Below are 16,740 nucleotides of genomic sequence, written 5' to 3'. Positions count from 1 at the left end.
CCCCGTCCGAACCACGGCAACCACCACGCACCCCACCACCCACCACCCACCACGACGAGGTCCACGTGCCCACCACAGAACACCGCTTCGCCGCCGTAGACCTCGGCGCCTCCAGCGGTCGCGTCATCGTCGGGGAGGTCGCCCCGGAACGGCTGACCCTCCACGAGGCGCACCGCTTCCCCAACCAGCCAACCCGCGTCCTGGGCACTCTGCACTGGGACGTCCTGTCGCTCCACCAGGGCGTCCTGAACGGCCTCAAGGCGGCTGCCGCACACACCGGCACCAGCAACCTGACCAGCATCGGCATCGACACCTGGGCCGTGGACTACGGCCTGCTCGCCGCCGACGGCACCCTGCTGGCCAACCCCGTCCACTACCGCGACACCCGCACCACCGGCGCCGCCGAAAAGGTCGCGGCCGCGCTCCCGCCCCAAGCCCTCTACGCCGCCACCGGCATCCAGCACCTCCCCTTCAACACCATCTACCAGCTCATCGCGGCGCACGGCACGCCCACCCTCACCGCCGCCCACCGCCTCCTCCTCATCCCCGACCTCATCTCGTACTGGCTGACCGGCGAGCTGGGCACCGAGCTGACCAACGCCTCCACCACCCAGCTGATCGACCCCCGCACCCGCGACTGGGCCGCCCCGGTGGCAGCGGCCCTGGGCATCGACCTCTCGCTCTTCCCTCCCCTGCGGCGCCCCGGCGACCCGGCCGGGACCCTGCGCCAGGACGTTCTCACCGAGACGGGCATAACGCACCCCCTCCCCGTCACCGCCGTCGGCTCGCACGACACCGCGTCCGCCGTAGTGGGCGTCCCGGCCATCACGACCGACTTCGCGTACATCGCCACCGGCACCTGGTCCCTCGCCGGGCTCGAGCTGGACGCGCCGGTGCTCACGGAGGAGAGCCGCGCGGCCAACTTCACCAATGAGCTGGGCGTGGACGGCACGGTCCGCTATCTGCGCAACATCATGGGCCTGTGGATGCTCCAGGAGTGCGTCCGCAGCTGGAACACCGAAGGCACGCCCACAGGCAGCACAGACCTCACCGCCCTGCTCCGGGCGGCGGCCCGAGCCACCCCCCTCCGCTCGGTCGTGGACGCCGGCGACCCCGCCTTCATCGCCCCCCACCACATGCCCGACCGCATCGCCGACGCCTGCCGCCGCACCGGCCAGCCCGTCCCCCGCACCCCGGCCGAGACCACCCGCTGCGTCCTGGACTCCCTCGCCCTGGCCCACCGCCGCGCGATCGAGGACGCCGCCCGGCTGTCCGGCCGTACGGTCAGCGCCGTACACATCGTCGGCGGCGGTGTGCACAACACGCTGTTGTGCCAGCTCACCGCCGATGCCTGCGGCCTCCCGGTGATCGCGGGCCCGGCCGAGGCGGCGGCCCTGGGAAACGTACTGGTCCAGGCCAGGACGGCCGGGGCGATCACCGGTGGTCTGCCCGAGTTGCGCGCCCTGCTTCACAGCACCCAGCCACTGAGGCAGTATGAGCCCACAGGTGATCATTCGGCGTGGGACCGGGCAGCCGCCCGGCTCGGAGACGCACCGGTCACAAGGGCCGCCACCGGCCAGGCTAGGGCCGCCACCGGCCAGGGCGACGAGGAGGAACCGTGCGCGTAGCGCTCTTCATCACCTGCGTCAACGACACCCTCTATCCGCGCACCGGCCAAGCCGTGGTCACGCTCCTCGAGCGGCTCGGCGTGGAAGTCGGCTTCCCGGAGGCGCAGAGCTGTTGCGGGCAGCCGCAGTTCAACACCGGCTACCGCCATGAGACCGAACCCCTGATGCGCCGCTACGCCACGGCGTTCCGCGACTACGACTACGTGGTGACCCCCTCGGGGTCATGCGCGGCGATGGTACGGGACAACTATCCCCGGATGGGCGCGAAGGCCGCCGCCGAGGGGCGTGGCCAGGAGCTCGCGGACGTGGCGGCCGAGGCGGTCCCCAAGACCTACGAGCTCACCGAATTCCTCACGGACGTGCTGAAGGTCACGGATGTCGGCGCGTACTACCCGCACACCGTGACCTACCACCCCACCTGCCACGGGCTGCGGATGCTGAAGCTCGGCGACCGCCCGCGCTCGCTCCTCGCCGCCGTGCAGGGGCTGAACCTGGTGGAGCTGCCGGGCGCCGAGGAGTGCTGCGGCTTCGGCGGTACGTTCGCCGTCAAGAACGCGGCCGTATCGGCGGCCATGGGGGCGGACAAGGCGCGCAACATCACGGCGACCGGCGCCGAGGCGGTGTGCACCCTCGACAACTCCTGTCAGCTGCACATCGGCGGCACACTGGCCCGCCAGGGCTCCACGGTCCGCCCCGTCCACCTCGCCGAGATCCTGGCCAGCACGGAAGGAGACGTCTGGTGAGCGGAACCCACCGGGCCACCTATCTGGGGATGCCCGCCTTCCCGCGGGCGGCCGACGCCTCGACCCGGAACACCCAGCTGCGTGCCAACCTCCGCCACGCCACCCACACCATCCGCGCCAAGCGCGCCACGGCCGTGGCCGAACTGGACGACTGGTCGCGGCTGCGCGCCGCGGGCGCGGCCATCAAGGACCGTACGCTGCGCCATCTCGACCGGTATCTGGAGCAGTTGGAGAGCGCGGTCACGGCGGCCGGCGGCCAGGTCCACTGGGCGGCGGACGCGGACGAGGCGAACCGGATCGTCACCGAGCTGGTGCGGGCCACGGGCGAGCGCGAGGTCGTCAAGGTCAAGTCGATGGCCACCCAGGAGATCGGCCTGAACGGGGCCCTCGCCACGGCCGGGATCACGGCGTACGAGACCGATCTCGCGGAGCTGATCGTGCAGCTCGGGGACGACCTCCCGTCGCACATCCTGGTCCCGGCGATCCACCGCAACCGGGGCGAGATCCGCGACATCTTCACGGAGAAGATGGCCCAGTGGGGGCGCCCGGCCCCGGAGGGGCTGACCGACGCGCCCGCCGACCTCGCCGAGGCCGCACGGCTCCACCTCCGCGAGAAGTTCCTGAACGCCAAGGTGGGGATCTCCGGCGCCAACTTCATGGTCGCGGAGACCGGCACGCTCGTGGTCGTGGAGTCCGAGGGCAACGGCCGGATGTGTCTGACCCTGCCCGAGACGCTGATCTCCGTCGTCGGCATCGAGAAGGTGGTCCCCACCTTCCAGGACCTGGAGGTCTTCCTCCAGCTCCTGCCGCGCTCCTCGACCGCCGAGCGGATGAACCCGTACACCTCCACCTGGACCGGCACCACCGACGCCGACGGCCCGCGCGCCTTCCACCTCGTGCTGCTCGACAACGGCCGCACCGACACCCTCGCCGACACCGTGGGGCGGCAGGCGCTGCGCTGCATCCGCTGCTCGGCGTGTCTCAATGTGTGCCCGGTGTACGAGCGGGCGGGCGGCCATGCGTACGGGTCGGCGTACCCGGGCCCGATCGGCGCGATCCTCACCCCCCAACTACGCGGCACCCAGAGCGAGCTGGACGCCTCGCTCCCGTACGCCTCGTCCCTGTGCGGGGCGTGCTACGAGGTGTGCCCGGTCGCCATCGACATCCCGGAGATCCTGGTCCACCTGCGCGAGCGGGTGGTCGAGGGCGGCCCCGCCTCCGTCCGTGGCACCCGTACGGTCATCAAGCCCGCCAAGGGCCACGCCGCCGAGCGCGCCGCGATGCGCGCCGCCCGCTGGGCCCTGGACCACCCCCGGCTGCTGCGCACCGGCCAGCGGCTGGCCTCCCGCACCCGCCGCTTCCATCCGCGCCGGCTGCCCGGTCCGGGGCGGGCGTGGAGCGATACGCGGGAGCTGCCGAAGGTGCCGGAGGAGTCGTTCCGCGACTGGTGGCAACGCACCCGGGGCGGGAGCGGCACCGGGAGTGGCACGGAGGGAAGGAAGAAGACCACATGACCTCGCCAGACCCCGGCTCCCGGAACCCCGGCGGGCGCCGCCCCGGCGCGCACCAACCCGCCGCCCAGGGCCCCGCCGCCCAAAGCCCCGGCATCCAAGGCCCCGGCGCCCAGGGCCCGGACTCGCGCGCCCTGGTCATGGCCCGCATCCGGCGTGCCCTGGCCGATGTGCCGCGTGCCGAGACACCCGGCGAGGTGCCGGTCGACCGCACCTACCACCGGGTCCACGGCGACCGCACCGCCGCACAGACCGCGGACCTCCTCGCGGAGAACCTGGCCGACTACCGCGCGCTCGTCCACCGCGCCGAGGCCCCGTCGGCCCTCCCGGCCCTGATCGCCCGCCTCCTCGCCGACCGCGGCGCGACCAGCGTGGCCGTACCCCCGGGCCTCCCCGACTCGTGGCTGTCGGCCGTGCCCGACTCGGTGCGCCGGGTTTCGGACACGGCGGAGCTGACCCCGCACGACCTGGACGCGGTCTCCAGCGTGGTGACGGGCTGCGCGGTGGCCATCGCCGAGACGGGGACCGTGGTCCTGGACGCCGCCCCCGACCAGGGACGCCGCCGTATCACCCTGGTGCCCGACCACCACATCTGCGTGATCCGGGTCGGCGACCAGGTCGTGGGCTCCGTCCCCGAGGCGCTTGAACGCCTCGACCCGGCCCGCCCGTTGACGTGGATCTCGGGACCGTCGGCGACCAGCGACATCGAACTCGACCGCGTGGAAGGCGTCCACGGCCCCCGCACCCTCGAAGTGATCCTCACCGGGCCGGAATCCGCTGGTCAGAGCTGATGGGGCGCCAGGGGAGCCCAGGAGGCATATCCCCGCCGCACCGGGGCATATGCCATGGGGACATAGAGGGGAACACCTGCGCGGGGGATGCGGTCTTCCTCACATACCGCCGGTAACACCGCTGTTGGGCGGTTTACGCCGATGCCATTGTCGGTAGGGGCCTCTACTCTTGTGGTCATGCGTCCGACTCCTACTCACCAACCTGCCTTACTGACCACTCCCGCCACCGACCAGGCCAACGAGGCGATACGCGTCTTCCTCCGGGCCCGCGCCGGCCGGGCACTGCGGCCTTCGGAGCGGGCCGAGTACAGCCGGTTGCTGAAGGTCTACACACGGGCGTTGCGCGGCGAGGTGGAAAAGGCCGCCTGAGCGGCACGGGGGCGATGCGCACAACGGCCCGCGCCACCCACGAAGGTGAAAGCGGCCGACCACAGATGAAAATCGGGGGGACGCCATGCGGTCGGTGGGGAAGGTCGTCTTAGGAGCACTGTCGGTGGGGCTCCTGGGGGTCGCCGGCTACGGCGGATACAACCTCTACACGGGCGTGACCGGCGGCGACACCACCGCGGCCCATGACGGTCCGGTGACCGGGGACGAGGCCCGGCGGACCGCGCGCGAATTCCTGGACGCCTGGGCGGACGGCAATGACATGCTCGCCGCCGGGCTCACCAACGACGCCGAATCGGCCATCGGCGCCCTCAGCGGCTATCGCGACGACGGGCATGTGAAGAGGGTGACGGCCACCCCGGGCGCGGCGCGGGGCACCACGGTCCCGTTCACCATCAAGGCGGACGTGGTCTTCGGCAAGGCCCGATCCAGCTGGACCTACACCTCACGGCTGACCGTGGTGCGCGGCCGGACGACCAAGAAGCCGCTGGTCGACTGGAGGCCCTCCGTCCTCCACCCCAAACTGGGCGCCAATGAGTCCGTACGGACGGATCTGGCGGACAATCCGCCGGTCCGGGTGCTGGACCGGGACGGCGAGGAGCTGCGGCAGGGCCGCTATCCCTCGCTCGACCCGGTGCTGATCGCGCTGCGCGCGAGATACGGGGCCGACGCGGGTGGCACGGCCCGGGTGGAGGTCTCGGCGGTCAAGCCCGACGGGACCGCAGGGGCCACGCTGCATGTGGTGACGAAGGGCACCCCGGGCACGCTGCGCACGACTCTCGACGCCGGGGCGCAGAGGAGGGCCGAGAAGGCGGTGGCCGCCCGCGAGGGTGCCTCCGTGGTGGCGCTCAAGCCCAGCACCGGGGAGATCCTGGCGGTGGCCAACTCCGACCGGGCCGAGTTCAACGCCGCGCTGCAAGGGCAGACGGCGCCGGGCTCCACGTTCAAGATAGTCACCGCGGCCACCCTGCTGGAGGCGGGCAAGGTCAGCCCGAGCCGCCCGGTGCCGTGCCCGAAGACGGCGGCGTACGCACAGGGCATGACGTTCCACAACGTGGAGGACAGCGAGAACCCGGCCGCCACCTTCGCGCAGGACTTCGCGGCGTCCTGCAACACCGCGTTCGTCTCGCTCGCCGGGGCCGTGCCCGATGGCGCGCTGGCCCAGGAGGCGCGGACGGTGTTCGGGCTCGGGCTGAACTGGCGGGTGGGGGTCACCACCTTCGACGGCGAGGTGCCGAGCGGAAGCGGCGACGACAAGGCCGCGGCCATGATCGGCCAGGGCACGGTCCAGATGAACCCGCTCACGATCGCCTCGGTCGCGGCCACGGCCCAGACGGGCACCTTCAAGCAGCCCGTTCTCGTGCCGCGCTCCGTCGACCACCGGGAGATCGCCACCAGCGATCGCAGCCTCGGCCCGGCCACCGTCTCGCAGCTGAAGGCCATGATGCGGCTGACCGCGACCAGCGGCACCGCCGCCCGGGCGATGTCCGGGCTCACCGGCGACATCGGCGCCAAGACGGGTTCGGCCGAGATCGACGGCCAGCCCGAGACCAACGCCTGGTTCACCGCCTACCGGAACGATATGGCGGCCGCCGCCGTGGTCACCGGCGGTGGGCACGGCGGGGATGCCGCCGGGCCCGTCGTCCGCGCGGTGCTCAAAGCCGGCTGAGCCTTTCGGGCGGTACTCAAGGCCGACTGAGCCTTCCGGGTGGTGCTCAAGGCGGGCTGAGCCTTCCGCTCAGCCCTCCCCCAGCTGCCCCGACGCTTCGTACAGGGGTTGGTCGAAGGGGTTGTCTATGGTCTGGCCCACGCTCTAGCCTGGCGCGGCACCCGCGACACAGCAGTACCCGCCCGCGCAGAGGGGATTCCGGCGTGAAGCGCACGTCCCGCGATATACGCACCGCCAACCGCTACGGGGTGCTGCGTCATATCGTGGCCCAATCCCCCGTCTCCCGGCAGGAGGTGGCCGCCGCCACCGGGCTGAGCCTGGCCACCGTGGCGAATCTCGTCGGGGAGCTGCTGGACCTCGGGATGCTGGTCGAGGTCGGCTACGAGGACTCCGACGGCGGCCGGCCGCGCGGACTGGTCGCGGTCAACTCCTCGGGGGGCGCGCTGATCGGCGTGGATGTGGCGGAGACGTATATCCATGTCGAGCTGTTCGACCTGGCGCTGACCGTCCTGGCCCGCGCCGACGAGGAGCTGCGCCCGGAGGAGAACGACCCGGCCAAGGTGGTGGCGCATATCGCCGCCGCCGTCTCCTCGGTGGTCGAGCGGGCGGACGTGGCCGCGGACCGGGTGCTGGGCGTCGGCGTCAGCATGCCGGGCCAGGTGGACCGCGAGGGCGGGGTCTCGGTCTTCGCCCCCAACTGGGACTGGCATGACGTCCCGCTGCTGCGGCTGCTGGCCGAGCACATCCCCCACCCCCTCCACCTCGACAATCCACTGCGCGCCTGCACGGTGGCCGAGCAGTGGTTCGGGGCGGCGCGCGGGCGGAACGACGCCGTGGTGGTCAACCTGGGTACGGGCGTGGGGGCCGGGCTGGCGCTCGGCGGCACCCTGCACCGCGGGGTCAGCAACAGCGCCGGGGAGTGGGGGCACACCACCCTCATCCTGGACGGACGACAGTGCCACTGCGGCAACCAGGGCTGTGTGGAGACCTATGTCGGCGCCCCCGGCATCATGCGGAATCTGCGCGAACTGAGCCCGGACAGCCCGCTGCTGCACCCGGACGACCAGACGGCCACCATCGAGGCGCTCGGCCGGGGCCTCGCGGAGGGCGATCCGGTGGCCATGAAGGCCGTGCGGGCCACCGCGCGCTACCTCGGCGCCGCCCTCGCCGATCTCATCAATCTGCTCAACCCGGAAGTGATCGTGCTCAGCAGCTGGGTGGCGGCGGCCCTAGGTGAGCCGCTGCTCACCGAGGTGCGGGAGGCGGTGGCGGTGCGCGCGCTGCGCCGTCCGCTGGCGAACACCGAGATCGTGCTGTGCCCGATCCCGTCCAACCCCGTGAGCCTCGGCGCGGCGACCTTCGCCCTGGAGGGCTCGCTCGCGTCGGTGGGCCTGAAGAACCGCCGCACCACGCCGAGGAACCGCGGCACAGTCTGAGGAACGCCGTGGGAGCGTTCCCACGGCGGGCTCCGCGCCCCTTTCGTTCGACGCCTCGAACCACCTGGCAGCCTCCTGACGGAACGTCACCAGCCTTACCGCACCCACTTCGTCCAACCCCTTGCCGAAGTCTTCGTCTATGGCTAACGTCCCGCTGCACCAAGGAATGTGACGGAACCTGGCGGCGACGGAGACGAGGACGTCATATGTCGAACATGAGCAGAGGCAGGGACTGGGACCGCCGCGGCGTGCTGCGCGCGATGGGCGGAGTGGCGGCCCTCGGCGGACTCGCCGCCTGCGGTTCGAACACCAGCCGCTCGGGCGGCGGCGGTAAGTCGATCAAGCAGATGTACCACGCCTACGGAGAGCAGGGCACCCAGCAGGCCGCGAAGAAGTTCGCCGACGCCTACGGCAAGGCCAAGGTCACCATCGAATGGGTGCCGGGCGAATACGAGTCGAAACTGGCGACCACTCTGCTGGGATCGGGGGCCCCGGATGTCTTCGAATACCACCCCGATCTCCAGCTGGTGCGCTCCCGGCAGATCGTTCCGCTCGATGACATCATCGCCGATGTCAAGGACGACTTCCTGCCGGAGGACATCACGGCGAATTCCGTGGACGGGAAGATCTACGGCATCCGCATGATCGACGATCCGCAGTTCTTCTTCTACCGCAAGTCCCTTTTCGAGAAGGCCGGGGTCAAGCCCCCGGCCACCTTCGACGAGCTGATCGACGCCGCGCACAAGCTCACCAGCGGCAAGGTCAAGGGGCTCTACATCGGCCAGAACCTCAAGACCATCAGCAAGCCGCTGGTGTGGTCCACCGGCCCGCACTATCTGGACGCGGACCACAGGATCGCCTACCACACCGACAACCTCGTGGAGACCCTCGCCAAGGCGCGGGAGCTCTACAAGAGCAAGTCACTGCTGCTGGGTGCCCCGACCGAGGTCTGGGACCCGGCCAGCTTCCTCCAGGGCCTGTGCGCCATCCAATGGTGCGGCATCTGGGCGATACCGGCGATCCAGAAGGCGTTCGGCGACGACTTCGGGATCTTCCCCTTCCCCAAGTCCGGCGCCAAGGGGCGCCAGGTGGTCTACAACGGCGGCTGGTCCACCTATGTGTCCGCCAAGGCCAAGGACGTCGAGGCGGCCAAGGAATTCGTCAAATGGCTGTGGATCGACCAGAAGAAGTACCAGCAGGAGTGGGCGCTCGACTACGGCTTCCACATCCCCGCGCGCAAGAGCATCGCCGCCGGGGCGGACAAGCTCAAGAGCGGGGTGGCGGCCGAGGCGGTCGAGCTGTTCAACACCCACGGGGTCTTCGACGACCCGTACTGGACCGAGGGGATGTTCAACATCCTGCTCGACGCGGTGGTCAATTCGGTGCGCGACAACAAGAATCCCGAAGCCGAACTCGACAGCGCCGACAAGAAGATCGAGCGCGCGCTGAAGCAGCTCGGATAGGCCGGCGACCGGAACCGTCATGGCGACCACCACACCCACCCACAGCGCCGCCAAGGGCCGAGCGCCCCGAGGAGCGGCCCCCGCCCGACGACGGCCGCGGGGACTCGGCGGCTCCCGCGGCCGCACCCTCAACTTCTGGCTGTTCACCGGCCCGTTCCTGATCGGGCTGATCGTCTTCGTCTATGTGCCGATCGGCTGGAGCCTCTGGCTGAGCCTGCACAACGCCCAGGGCACCGTCACCCCCACCGAGTTCGTCGGCCTCGGCAATTACGCCGATATGCTCGGCGACGGCGATTTCGTGGACAGCCTGGTCAACTTCACGATCTTCGCCGCGATCATCGTGCCGATCACCTACGCCCTCTCCCTCACCCTCGCGCTGCTGGTCCACCGCATCCGCTTCATGAAGGCGTTCTTCCGGTCGGTCTTCTTCCTCCCCACCGCGTGCAGCTTCGTCGTGGCCTCGCTGGTGTGGAAGATGTCGCTGTTCAACGGGTTGCGCTACGGGATGATGAACACCGTGCTGGGCTGGTTCGGCATCGACTCCGTCGCCTGGCTGGCCTCCCCGCATCCACCCTGGTACTGGCTGGTGATCTGCTCCGCCCGGCTGTGGCTGCAATGCGGCTTCTACATGATCCTCTTCCTGGCGGCGCTCCAGAACATCCCACGTGAGCTGTACGAGGCGGCTGCCGTGGACGGCGCGAAACCCGGCTGGCAGACGTTCCGCCACATCACCCTGCCGCAGCTGCGCGCCACCTCGGTCGCGGTCGTCCTGCTGCTGCTCATCGCGGCGTACCAGGCGTTCGACGAGTTCTACAACATCCTCGACGAGGGCCGGGCCACCTGGGGCCGGCCGCCCCTGGTCGACCTCTATCTCCAGGCCCTCGGCGCCAACCAGGACTACGGCCACGCCAGCGCGGGCGCCCTGATCCTCGCCCTGCTGATCGCCCTGGTGACGCTGGCCCAGGGCCGGTTCCTCGGCTTCGGAAGGGGTGATGAGAAGTGACCGCCACGACGCCCGGACCCACGGGGGCCCGCAAGCGCTCCGCGCGCTCGGTCATGGGCAACACCGGGCTGTACCTCGCCCTCGGCGTGGCGACGGTGCTGTTCCTGGTGCCCTTCTATCTGATCGTCCGCAACGCCCTGTCCACCGACGCGGACATCACCGGTGAGAGCTGGCGGTTCTTCCCCGCCGACCTCCAGTGGGCGAACGTCAAGGAGCTGTTCGACGACCCCTCGGTGCCGTTCGCGAAGGCCCTGTGGAACTCCACGGTGGTGGCCGTGCTGCACACCCTGGGCACCCTGCTGGTCTGCTCCCTGGCCGGATACGGCCTGGCCCGCATCCCGTACCGGCACGCGAACAAGGTGCTGTACGCGGTGCTGTTCACCCTGATGGTCCCGGCGGCCGTGACCTTCGTGCCGAGCTATGTGCTGGTGTCCTCGCTCGGCTGGGTCTCCTCGCTGCGCGGTCTGATCATCCCGGGGCTGTTCAGCGGGTTCACCGCGTTCCTCTTCCGCCAGTACTTCCTGGGCTTCCCCAAGGAGCTGGAGGAGGCGGCCCGGGTGGACGGGCTCGGCTACTGGGGCGCGTACTGGCGCATCGTGGTGCCGAACTCGCTCAACTTCTTCGCCGCGATCTCGGTCATCACCTTCATCAGCGGCTGGAACGCCTTCCTATGGCCCCTGGTCATCGGCCAGGATCAGAGTTCATGGACCGTGCAGGTCGCGCTGTCCTCCTATATGACCGCACAGACCATCAACATCCACCTGATCTTCATGGCAACGGCCGTATCGATCCTGCCACTTGTCCTGGTCTTCGTGTTCCTCCAGCGCTGGCTGGTGCAGGGTGTGGCACAGACCGGTATCAAGGGCTGACCGAGGAGAGTCGATGAGCTCCACGCAGCACACGCCACTGCCCTACTACGAGGACGTCTCCCCCGGCGCGGGAGCGCTGCCGCCCCGCCCCTGGACCCCGTCCTCCGACGCCGCGCGGCTGAGCCTGAACGGGACGTGGTCGTTCCGGCTGTCGCCGACCGCCACCGCCGAGGACGACTCCTTCGCCCGCCCCGGCTTCGACGCCCGCGGCTGGGACGAGCTCCCGGTGCCCGGCCACTGGGTGCTGCACGGCCACGGGGCACCGATCTACACCAATGTGCGCTACCCCTTCCCGGTGGATCCGCCGCGGGTGCCTGACGAGAACCCGACCGGCGACCATCTGCGCGTCTTCGACCTGCCCGGCGACTGGCCGGCCGGCGGGGACGCGGTCCTGCGCTTCGAGGGCGTCGAGTCATGCGCCCGGGTCTGGCTCAACGGGGAGGAGCTGGGCACCTTCAAGGGCAGCCGGCTGCCGCACGAGTTCGCGGTCGGGGGCCTGCTCCAGCCGTCGGGCAACGTACTGGCCGTACGGGTCCACCAGTGGTCGTCCGGAACCTATCTCGAGGACCAGGACCAGTGGTGGCTGCCCGGGATCTTCCGTGAGGTGACGCTGGAGCACCGCCCCGAGGGCGCGCTCGACGACTACTTCGTGCACGCCTCGTACGACCACACCACCGGCGAGGGCACACTTCGGATCGACTCCGACCCCGGCGGCCGGGTCACCGTGCCCGAGCTGGGTCTCGACCTGGCCACCGGGGAGAGCGCCACCGTCCCCGTCGAGCCGTGGACCGCGGAGACGCCCCGGCTGTACGAGGCGCGGCTGACCACCGTGGGCGAGAGCGTCTCGCTGCGGGTGGGCTTCCGTACCGTGGTGGTCGAGGACGGGCTGCTCAAGGTCAACGGCCGGCGGGTGCTCTTCCGCGGCGTCAACCGGCATGAGTTCCACCCGGAGAACGGGCGGGCGGTGGATCTCGCGACCATGCGCCGCGATCTGGTGCTGATGAAGCGGCACAACATCAACGCCGTGCGCACCAGCCACTATCCGCCGCATCCGGCCTTCCTCGGGCTCTGCGACGAGCTGGGGCTGTGGGTCATCGACGAATGCGATCTGGAGACCCATGGCTTCGTCGACCTGGACTGGCGGAACAACCCGGTGGACGACGACCGCTGGACCCCGGCGCTGCTCGACCGCGCCGAGCGGATGGTCGAGCGGGACAAGAACCACCCGTCCGTGGTGATGTGGTCGCTGGGCAACGAGTGCGGCACCGGGCGCGGGCTCTCGGCCATGGCCGACTGGATCCGGGAGCGCGACCCGTCCCGGGTGATCCACTACGAGGGCGATCTGTCCTGCGCCGACACGGACGTCTACTCGCGGATGTACGCGCCGCACGAGGAGGTCGACCAGATCGGGCGGCGCGCCGAGCCGCCGTGGGGCGATCCGGAGCTGGACGCGAAGCGCCGGGGGCTGCCGTTCATCGAGTGCGAGTACGCGCACGCCATGGGCAACGGCCCCGGCGGGCTGAGCGAGTACCAGCGGCTGTTCCAGGAGCATGAGCGCTGCCAGGGCGGTTTCGTCTGGGAGTGGATCGATCACGGCTTCACCCGGCGTGCCCCCGACGGCCGCTTCTACCACGTGTACGGCGGCGACTTCGGCGAGGAGATGCACGACGGGAACTTCGTATGCGACGGGCTGGTCTTCCCCGACCGCACCCCCTCCCCCGGCCTGATCGAGTACAAGAAGGTCATCGAGCCGGTGCGGATCGAGGGCGACGGGCCGGACGGCACCGTCCGGATCACCAACGGCCATGACTTCGCCGACCTGTCCCATCTCGTCTTCTCCTGGACCTATGAGGCCGAGGGCGAGGCGATCGGCTCGGGCGAGCTGGCGGTGGAGCCGCTGGCGCCGGGCGAGTCCGCCGTCGTGAAGCTCCCGGCACCGCCCGACGCCGAGGCCGGGGCGGAGACGTGGTGGACGGTCGAGGCCCGGCTGGCGGCCGCGACGGCGTGGGCCGAGGCGGGCCATCCGGTGGCCTGGGCCCAGCTCCCCGCCGCCGCGCCCGGCACCGGCCGGGCGCGCGCCCTCGCCTCCGGGGCGGCGCCGCGACGCGACGGCGGCCGGATCGTGCTCGGCCCCGGCGTCTTCGACGCGGCCACCGGAGCCCTGACCTCCCTGGGCGGGCTCCCGGTCACCGAACCGCCCCGGCTGGACATCTGGCGCGCGCCCACCGACAACGACAACGGCGCGTCCTGGCAGCCGGAGGAGCGCTGGGGCCAGATCTGGCGCCGGTTCGGACTGCACCGGATGCGGCACCGGACCGACGCGGTGGAGACGACGCCGGACGGTGCGCTGACCGTCCGTACCCGCGTCGCGCCCGCCGCCGTGGACATCGGCCTGGAGACGGTCTACCGCTGGACCGCCGACGGGGACGGACGGCTGAGCCTGGCGGTCTCCGTCACCCCGCTGGGCGAGTGGACCTTCCCGCTGCCGCGGCTGGGCCTGCGGTTCGGGCTCCCGGCCGCGCTGGGCGACGCCGAGTGGTTCGGCGGCGGCCCCGGCGAGGCGTATCCGGACACCCGCGCCGCCGCGCGCGTGGGGCGGTGGGCGCTGTCGGTGGACGAGCTCCAGACGCCGTACGTCCGCCCGCAGGAGAACGGCGCCCGGATCGACGTCCGCTGGGTGCGGCTGACCGCGCCCGACGGCTCGGGGGTGCGGATCGAGGGCGAGCCGGCCTTCTGGTTCACCGCGCGCCGCTGGACCACCGAGCAGTTGGACGCGGCCGAGCACACACCGGATCTCGAACCGTCGAACGAGACGGTGTGGGTGAACCTGGACCACGGCCAGCAGGGCATCGGCAGCCAGTCCTGCGGCCCGGGCGTGCTGGACGAGCACCGACTGGACGCGGCCCCCGCCGAGTTCTCCTTCACGTTCACACGGCTGGAATGACCGGTGGAGCCGTGGTGTGCGAGCGTCGGTGGCACCCACGCCACTCAACCACGGCCCGGCGGGCCCGGCATCAGGCGGGCCCGGGGTAGGTGTCAGGCGTCAGGTGTCCAGGACGCGGTGCAGGAACTGCTGGGTGCGGGCCTCGGCTGGGCTGCCGAAGACCCGCTGGGGCGTGCCCTGTTCGAGTACGACACCGCCGTCCATGAAGACCACGCGGTCGGCGGTGTCGCGGGCGAACCGCATCTCGTGAGTGACGACCACCATGGTCATGCCCTCGTCGGCCAGGGACCGCATAACCCCGGTGACCTCGCCCACCAACTCCGGGTCGAGGGCCGAGGTGGGTTCGTCGAAGAACATGATGGCGGGGTCCATGGCCAGCGCGCGGGCGATCGCCACCCGCTGTTGCTGGCCACCGGACAGCTGGGCCGGGTAGGCGTCCGCCTTGTCGGCCAGCCCGACCCGGGCCAGCGCCTCCCGGCCGCGCTCGTCGGCCTCCTTGCGGCCGGTCTTCCGCACCTTGCGCAGCGCGAGGGTCACATTGCCCAGCGCCGTGCGGTGCGGGAACAGGTTGAACTGCTGGAAGACCATGCCGACGTGGCCGAAGATCTCGGGTGCGCGCTTGCGGTCGTGCAGAGGCACACCGTTGACCCAGACCTCTCCGCGGTCGGCGCGTTCCAGGTCGCACATGATGCGCAGCAGAGTGCTCTTGCCGGAGCCGCTGGCTCCGATGAGCACCACGACCTCGCCCGCACCGACGTCGATGTCGACGCCCTTGAGGACCTCCAGATCGCCGAAGCGCTTGTGCACGCCTGACAGGGCGACTTGGGCGGTGGTGGCGGGGGTCCGCTCCATGGGGGACTTGGTGATCATCAGGCGGTCACGGCCTTTCTCTCCATGCGCCGGACGACGACCGACAGCGGGGAACAGATGACGAAGTACAGGACGGCGATGGCCAGGTACGCCATGCCCGGGTGGCCGTCCCGGTCCACGATGGCCTGGCCCTCGCGGAGGAGTTCGGCGTAGCCGATGACGACGGCGATCGAGGTGTCCTTGACGAGCGAGAGGTACTGCCCCACCAGCGGGGGCAGCACGATGGCCCGGGTCTGGGGCAGGATGACCGACCCGAAGGTCTGGACGCGGGTCAGGCCCAGGACCCGCGCCGCCTCCCACTGGCCGCGCGGGACGGCCTCAATGCCGGAGCGGAAGATCTCCGCGACGTAGGCGCCCTGGAAGAGGGTGAGCGCGAGAAGGGCGGCGCCGAAGACGGAGATGTTCCCGATGCCCAGGTAGGCGGCGCCGAAGTAGATGAAGAGCATCTGCACCAGCAGCGGGGTGCCCCGGAAGACCTCCAGGTAGCAGCGGGCGAGCTGGGCCAGGACCGGGATGCGGCTGGTGCGGATCGCCGCGATGACCAGGCCGAGCAGAGTACAGGCGGCGATGGCCGCGACGGAGAGCTCGACGGTGGACCACAGCCCGGAGCCGTACAGATCCCGGTTGGACCACAGGACGGACCAGTCCATCACGCCTCCTTGCGCATCAGGACGAGGCGGCGGACCGCGGTCCGCAGGCCTGCCAGGACCGACTGACGGGCGCGGATCGGGCGCAGCGGCGGCTTGAAGGCCGCGCGGCCGATCAGCTCGGCCACCAGCACGACCAGGTTGGTGAGCACCAGGTAGAGCACGGCGGCGATGCCGAACACCTGGATGGTGAGCAGGTTGCGGGCGTTGATCACCATGGCGGTGCCGGTGAGTTCGGGGACGGAGATTGCCGACAGCAGCGACGAGCCCAGGATGATCTGGACGAGTTGGTTGATCACGGCCGGATAGACGTTGCGCAGCGCCTGCGGGAGCACGACGTGCAGGAAGGTCCGGAAGGGGCTGAGGGCCAGCACGCGGGAGGCCTCGCTCTGGCCGCGCGGGACGGCCTGGATGCCGGCCCGGAAAATCTCGGTGAGGTACGCGCCGACGTTGACGCCGAGCGCCGCGATGCCCGCCTGTACGGGGCTGAGCCGCAGCCCGGCCGAGGGCAGGGCGAAGTAGGCGACGAACATCTGGAGCAGCACCGGGGTGTTGCGGATGACCTCGACGTACACAGCGGCCGGGGCACGGACGAGGGCGTGGCGGGACCGACGGGCCAGGGCGCCCAGCAGCCCGAGGGAACAAGCGAGGACGAAGGCGGCGAGGGACAGCTTCAGGGAGAGCCAGGCCGCTCCGAGGTAGGTGGGCCAGTCCTGGAGGGCGTAGGTCCAGTCGGCGAACATGGGGTTCCTCCACGGGGGCGGCGGCCGGGGTGCCGC

14 protein-coding genes are annotated in these 16,740 nt (G+C 70.8%); 11 read left to right on the top strand and 3 right to left on the bottom strand.

From position 1 onward, the window contains the following. Window positions 1–65: 65 nt before the first annotated feature. The 11 genes from ACJX2R_RS41170 to ACJX2R_RS41120 all read left to right on the top strand — a co-directional run bounded on the left by ACJX2R_RS41170 (window position 66) and on the right by ACJX2R_RS41120 (window position 14,444). On the top strand, window positions 66–1,628 hold the full coding sequence (locus ACJX2R_RS41170) for a rhamnulokinase (protein ID WP_413104216.1): 1,563 nt from the start codon (window positions 66–68) through the stop codon (window positions 1,626–1,628). Continuing rightward, the gene (locus ACJX2R_RS41165; RefSeq protein ID WP_262704193.1) at window positions 1,619–2,371 is read left to right on the top strand and encodes a (Fe-S)-binding protein; all 753 of its coding nucleotides are present in this window, start codon (window positions 1,619–1,621) and stop codon (window positions 2,369–2,371) included. Before ACJX2R_RS41170 ends, ACJX2R_RS41165 begins: the two co-directional genes overlap by 10 nt. Before the next feature lie 29 nt (window positions 2,372–2,400). Further along, window positions 2,401–3,885, top strand: coding sequence for a lactate utilization protein B (locus tag ACJX2R_RS41160; protein WP_413106077.1), 1,485 nt, complete (start codon window positions 2,401–2,403; stop codon window positions 3,883–3,885). Between the two features lie 137 nt (window positions 3,886–4,022). Further along, window positions 4,023–4,673, top strand: coding sequence for a LutC/YkgG family protein (locus ACJX2R_RS41155; RefSeq protein ID WP_413106076.1), 651 nt, complete (start codon window positions 4,023–4,025; stop codon window positions 4,671–4,673). Between the two features lie 177 nt (window positions 4,674–4,850). Beyond that, window positions 4,851–5,042 carry a hypothetical protein gene (locus ACJX2R_RS41150; RefSeq protein ID WP_385201666.1) on the top strand — a complete coding sequence of 64 codons (192 nt, stop codon included), beginning with the start codon at window positions 4,851–4,853 and terminating at the stop codon, window positions 5,040–5,042. 85 nt (window positions 5,043–5,127) lie between these two features. After that, window positions 5,128–6,729: a penicillin-binding transpeptidase domain-containing protein gene (locus tag ACJX2R_RS41145; protein ID WP_413104215.1), complete on the top strand. Its 1,602-nt coding sequence runs from the start codon at window positions 5,128–5,130 to the stop codon at window positions 6,727–6,729. Between the two features lie 203 nt (window positions 6,730–6,932). Beyond that, on the top strand, window positions 6,933–8,165 hold the full coding sequence (locus tag ACJX2R_RS41140; RefSeq protein WP_413104214.1) for an ROK family protein: 1,233 nt from the start codon (window positions 6,933–6,935) through the stop codon (window positions 8,163–8,165). Window positions 8,166–8,371: 206 nt separating this feature from the next. Beyond that, window positions 8,372–9,628, top strand: coding sequence for an ABC transporter substrate-binding protein (locus tag ACJX2R_RS41135; protein WP_413104213.1), 1,257 nt, complete (start codon window positions 8,372–8,374; stop codon window positions 9,626–9,628). 19 nt (window positions 9,629–9,647) lie between these two features. Beyond that, window positions 9,648–10,631 carry a carbohydrate ABC transporter permease gene (locus ACJX2R_RS41130; RefSeq protein ID WP_413104212.1) on the top strand — a complete coding sequence of 328 codons (984 nt, stop codon included), beginning with the start codon at window positions 9,648–9,650 and terminating at the stop codon, window positions 10,629–10,631. 53 nt (window positions 10,632–10,684) lie between these two features. Next, on the top strand, window positions 10,685–11,500 hold the full coding sequence (locus ACJX2R_RS41125; RefSeq protein WP_413106075.1) for a carbohydrate ABC transporter permease: 816 nt from the start codon (window positions 10,685–10,687) through the stop codon (window positions 11,498–11,500). 13 nt (window positions 11,501–11,513) lie between these two features. Further along, entirely contained in the window at window positions 11,514–14,444 is a 2,931-nt protein-coding gene (locus tag ACJX2R_RS41120) for a glycoside hydrolase family 2 TIM barrel-domain containing protein (RefSeq protein WP_413104211.1), read from the top strand. 99 nt (window positions 14,445–14,543) lie between these two features. Here ACJX2R_RS41120 and ACJX2R_RS41115 read toward each other — a convergent pair whose 3' ends face one another. Genes ACJX2R_RS41115 through ACJX2R_RS41105 form a run of 3 tightly spaced genes read right to left on the bottom strand, consistent with a single transcriptional unit; the run spans window position 14,544 to window position 16,704 of the window. Next, window positions 14,544–15,314 carry an amino acid ABC transporter ATP-binding protein gene (locus ACJX2R_RS41115; RefSeq protein ID WP_413104210.1) on the bottom strand — a complete coding sequence of 257 codons (771 nt, stop codon included), beginning with the start codon at window positions 15,312–15,314 and terminating at the stop codon, window positions 14,544–14,546. After that, window positions 15,314–15,964, bottom strand: a complete 651-nt coding sequence (locus tag ACJX2R_RS41110; protein ID WP_413104209.1) for an amino acid ABC transporter permease — start codon at window positions 15,962–15,964, stop codon at window positions 15,314–15,316. The genes ACJX2R_RS41115 and ACJX2R_RS41110 overlap by 1 nt, the downstream gene beginning before the upstream one ends. Continuing rightward, on the bottom strand, window positions 15,964–16,704 hold the full coding sequence (locus ACJX2R_RS41105) for an amino acid ABC transporter permease (protein ID WP_413104208.1): 741 nt from the start codon (window positions 16,702–16,704) through the stop codon (window positions 15,964–15,966). Before ACJX2R_RS41105 ends, ACJX2R_RS41110 begins: the two co-directional genes overlap by 1 nt. Window positions 16,705–16,740 lie beyond the last annotated feature (36 nt).

The organism is Streptomyces sp. Inha503 (genome assembly GCF_047215865.1).
GTDB classification, from domain to species: Bacteria; Actinomycetota; Actinomycetes; order Streptomycetales; family Streptomycetaceae; genus Streptomyces; species Streptomyces lycopersici.
Note: the sequence above shows the minus strand (reverse complement) of the source record. Positions and strands in the feature narration are given on the sequence as shown.

Bases quoted from the DNA above. Each gene is read 5' to 3' on its own strand.
- ACJX2R_RS41125 (WP_413106075.1), top strand. From the start codon at position 10,685: ATGGGCAACACCGGGCTGTACCTCGCCCTCGGCGTGGCGACGGTGCTG.
- ACJX2R_RS41135 (WP_413104213.1), top strand. From the start codon at position 8,372: ATGTCGAACATGAGCAGAGGCAGGGACTGGGACCGCCGCGGCGTGCTG.
- ACJX2R_RS41150 (WP_385201666.1), top strand. From the start codon at position 4,851: ATGCGTCCGACTCCTACTCACCAACCTGCCTTACTGACCACTCCCGCC.
- ACJX2R_RS41105 (WP_413104208.1), bottom strand. From the start codon at position 16,704: ATGTTCGCCGACTGGACCTACGCCCTCCAGGACTGGCCCACCTACCTC.
- ACJX2R_RS41115 (WP_413104210.1), bottom strand. From the start codon at position 15,314: ATGATCACCAAGTCCCCCATGGAGCGGACCCCCGCCACCACCGCCCAA.
- ACJX2R_RS41110 (WP_413104209.1), bottom strand. From the start codon at position 15,964: ATGGACTGGTCCGTCCTGTGGTCCAACCGGGATCTGTACGGCTCCGGG.
- ACJX2R_RS41120 (WP_413104211.1), top strand. From the start codon at position 11,514: ATGAGCTCCACGCAGCACACGCCACTGCCCTACTACGAGGACGTCTCC.
- ACJX2R_RS41145 (WP_413104215.1), top strand. From the start codon at position 5,128: ATGCGGTCGGTGGGGAAGGTCGTCTTAGGAGCACTGTCGGTGGGGCTC.
- ACJX2R_RS41155 (WP_413106076.1), top strand. From the start codon at position 4,023: ATGGCCCGCATCCGGCGTGCCCTGGCCGATGTGCCGCGTGCCGAGACA.
- ACJX2R_RS41160 (WP_413106077.1), top strand. From the start codon at position 2,401: ATGCCCGCCTTCCCGCGGGCGGCCGACGCCTCGACCCGGAACACCCAG.
- ACJX2R_RS41130 (WP_413104212.1), top strand. From the start codon at position 9,648: ATGGCGACCACCACACCCACCCACAGCGCCGCCAAGGGCCGAGCGCCC.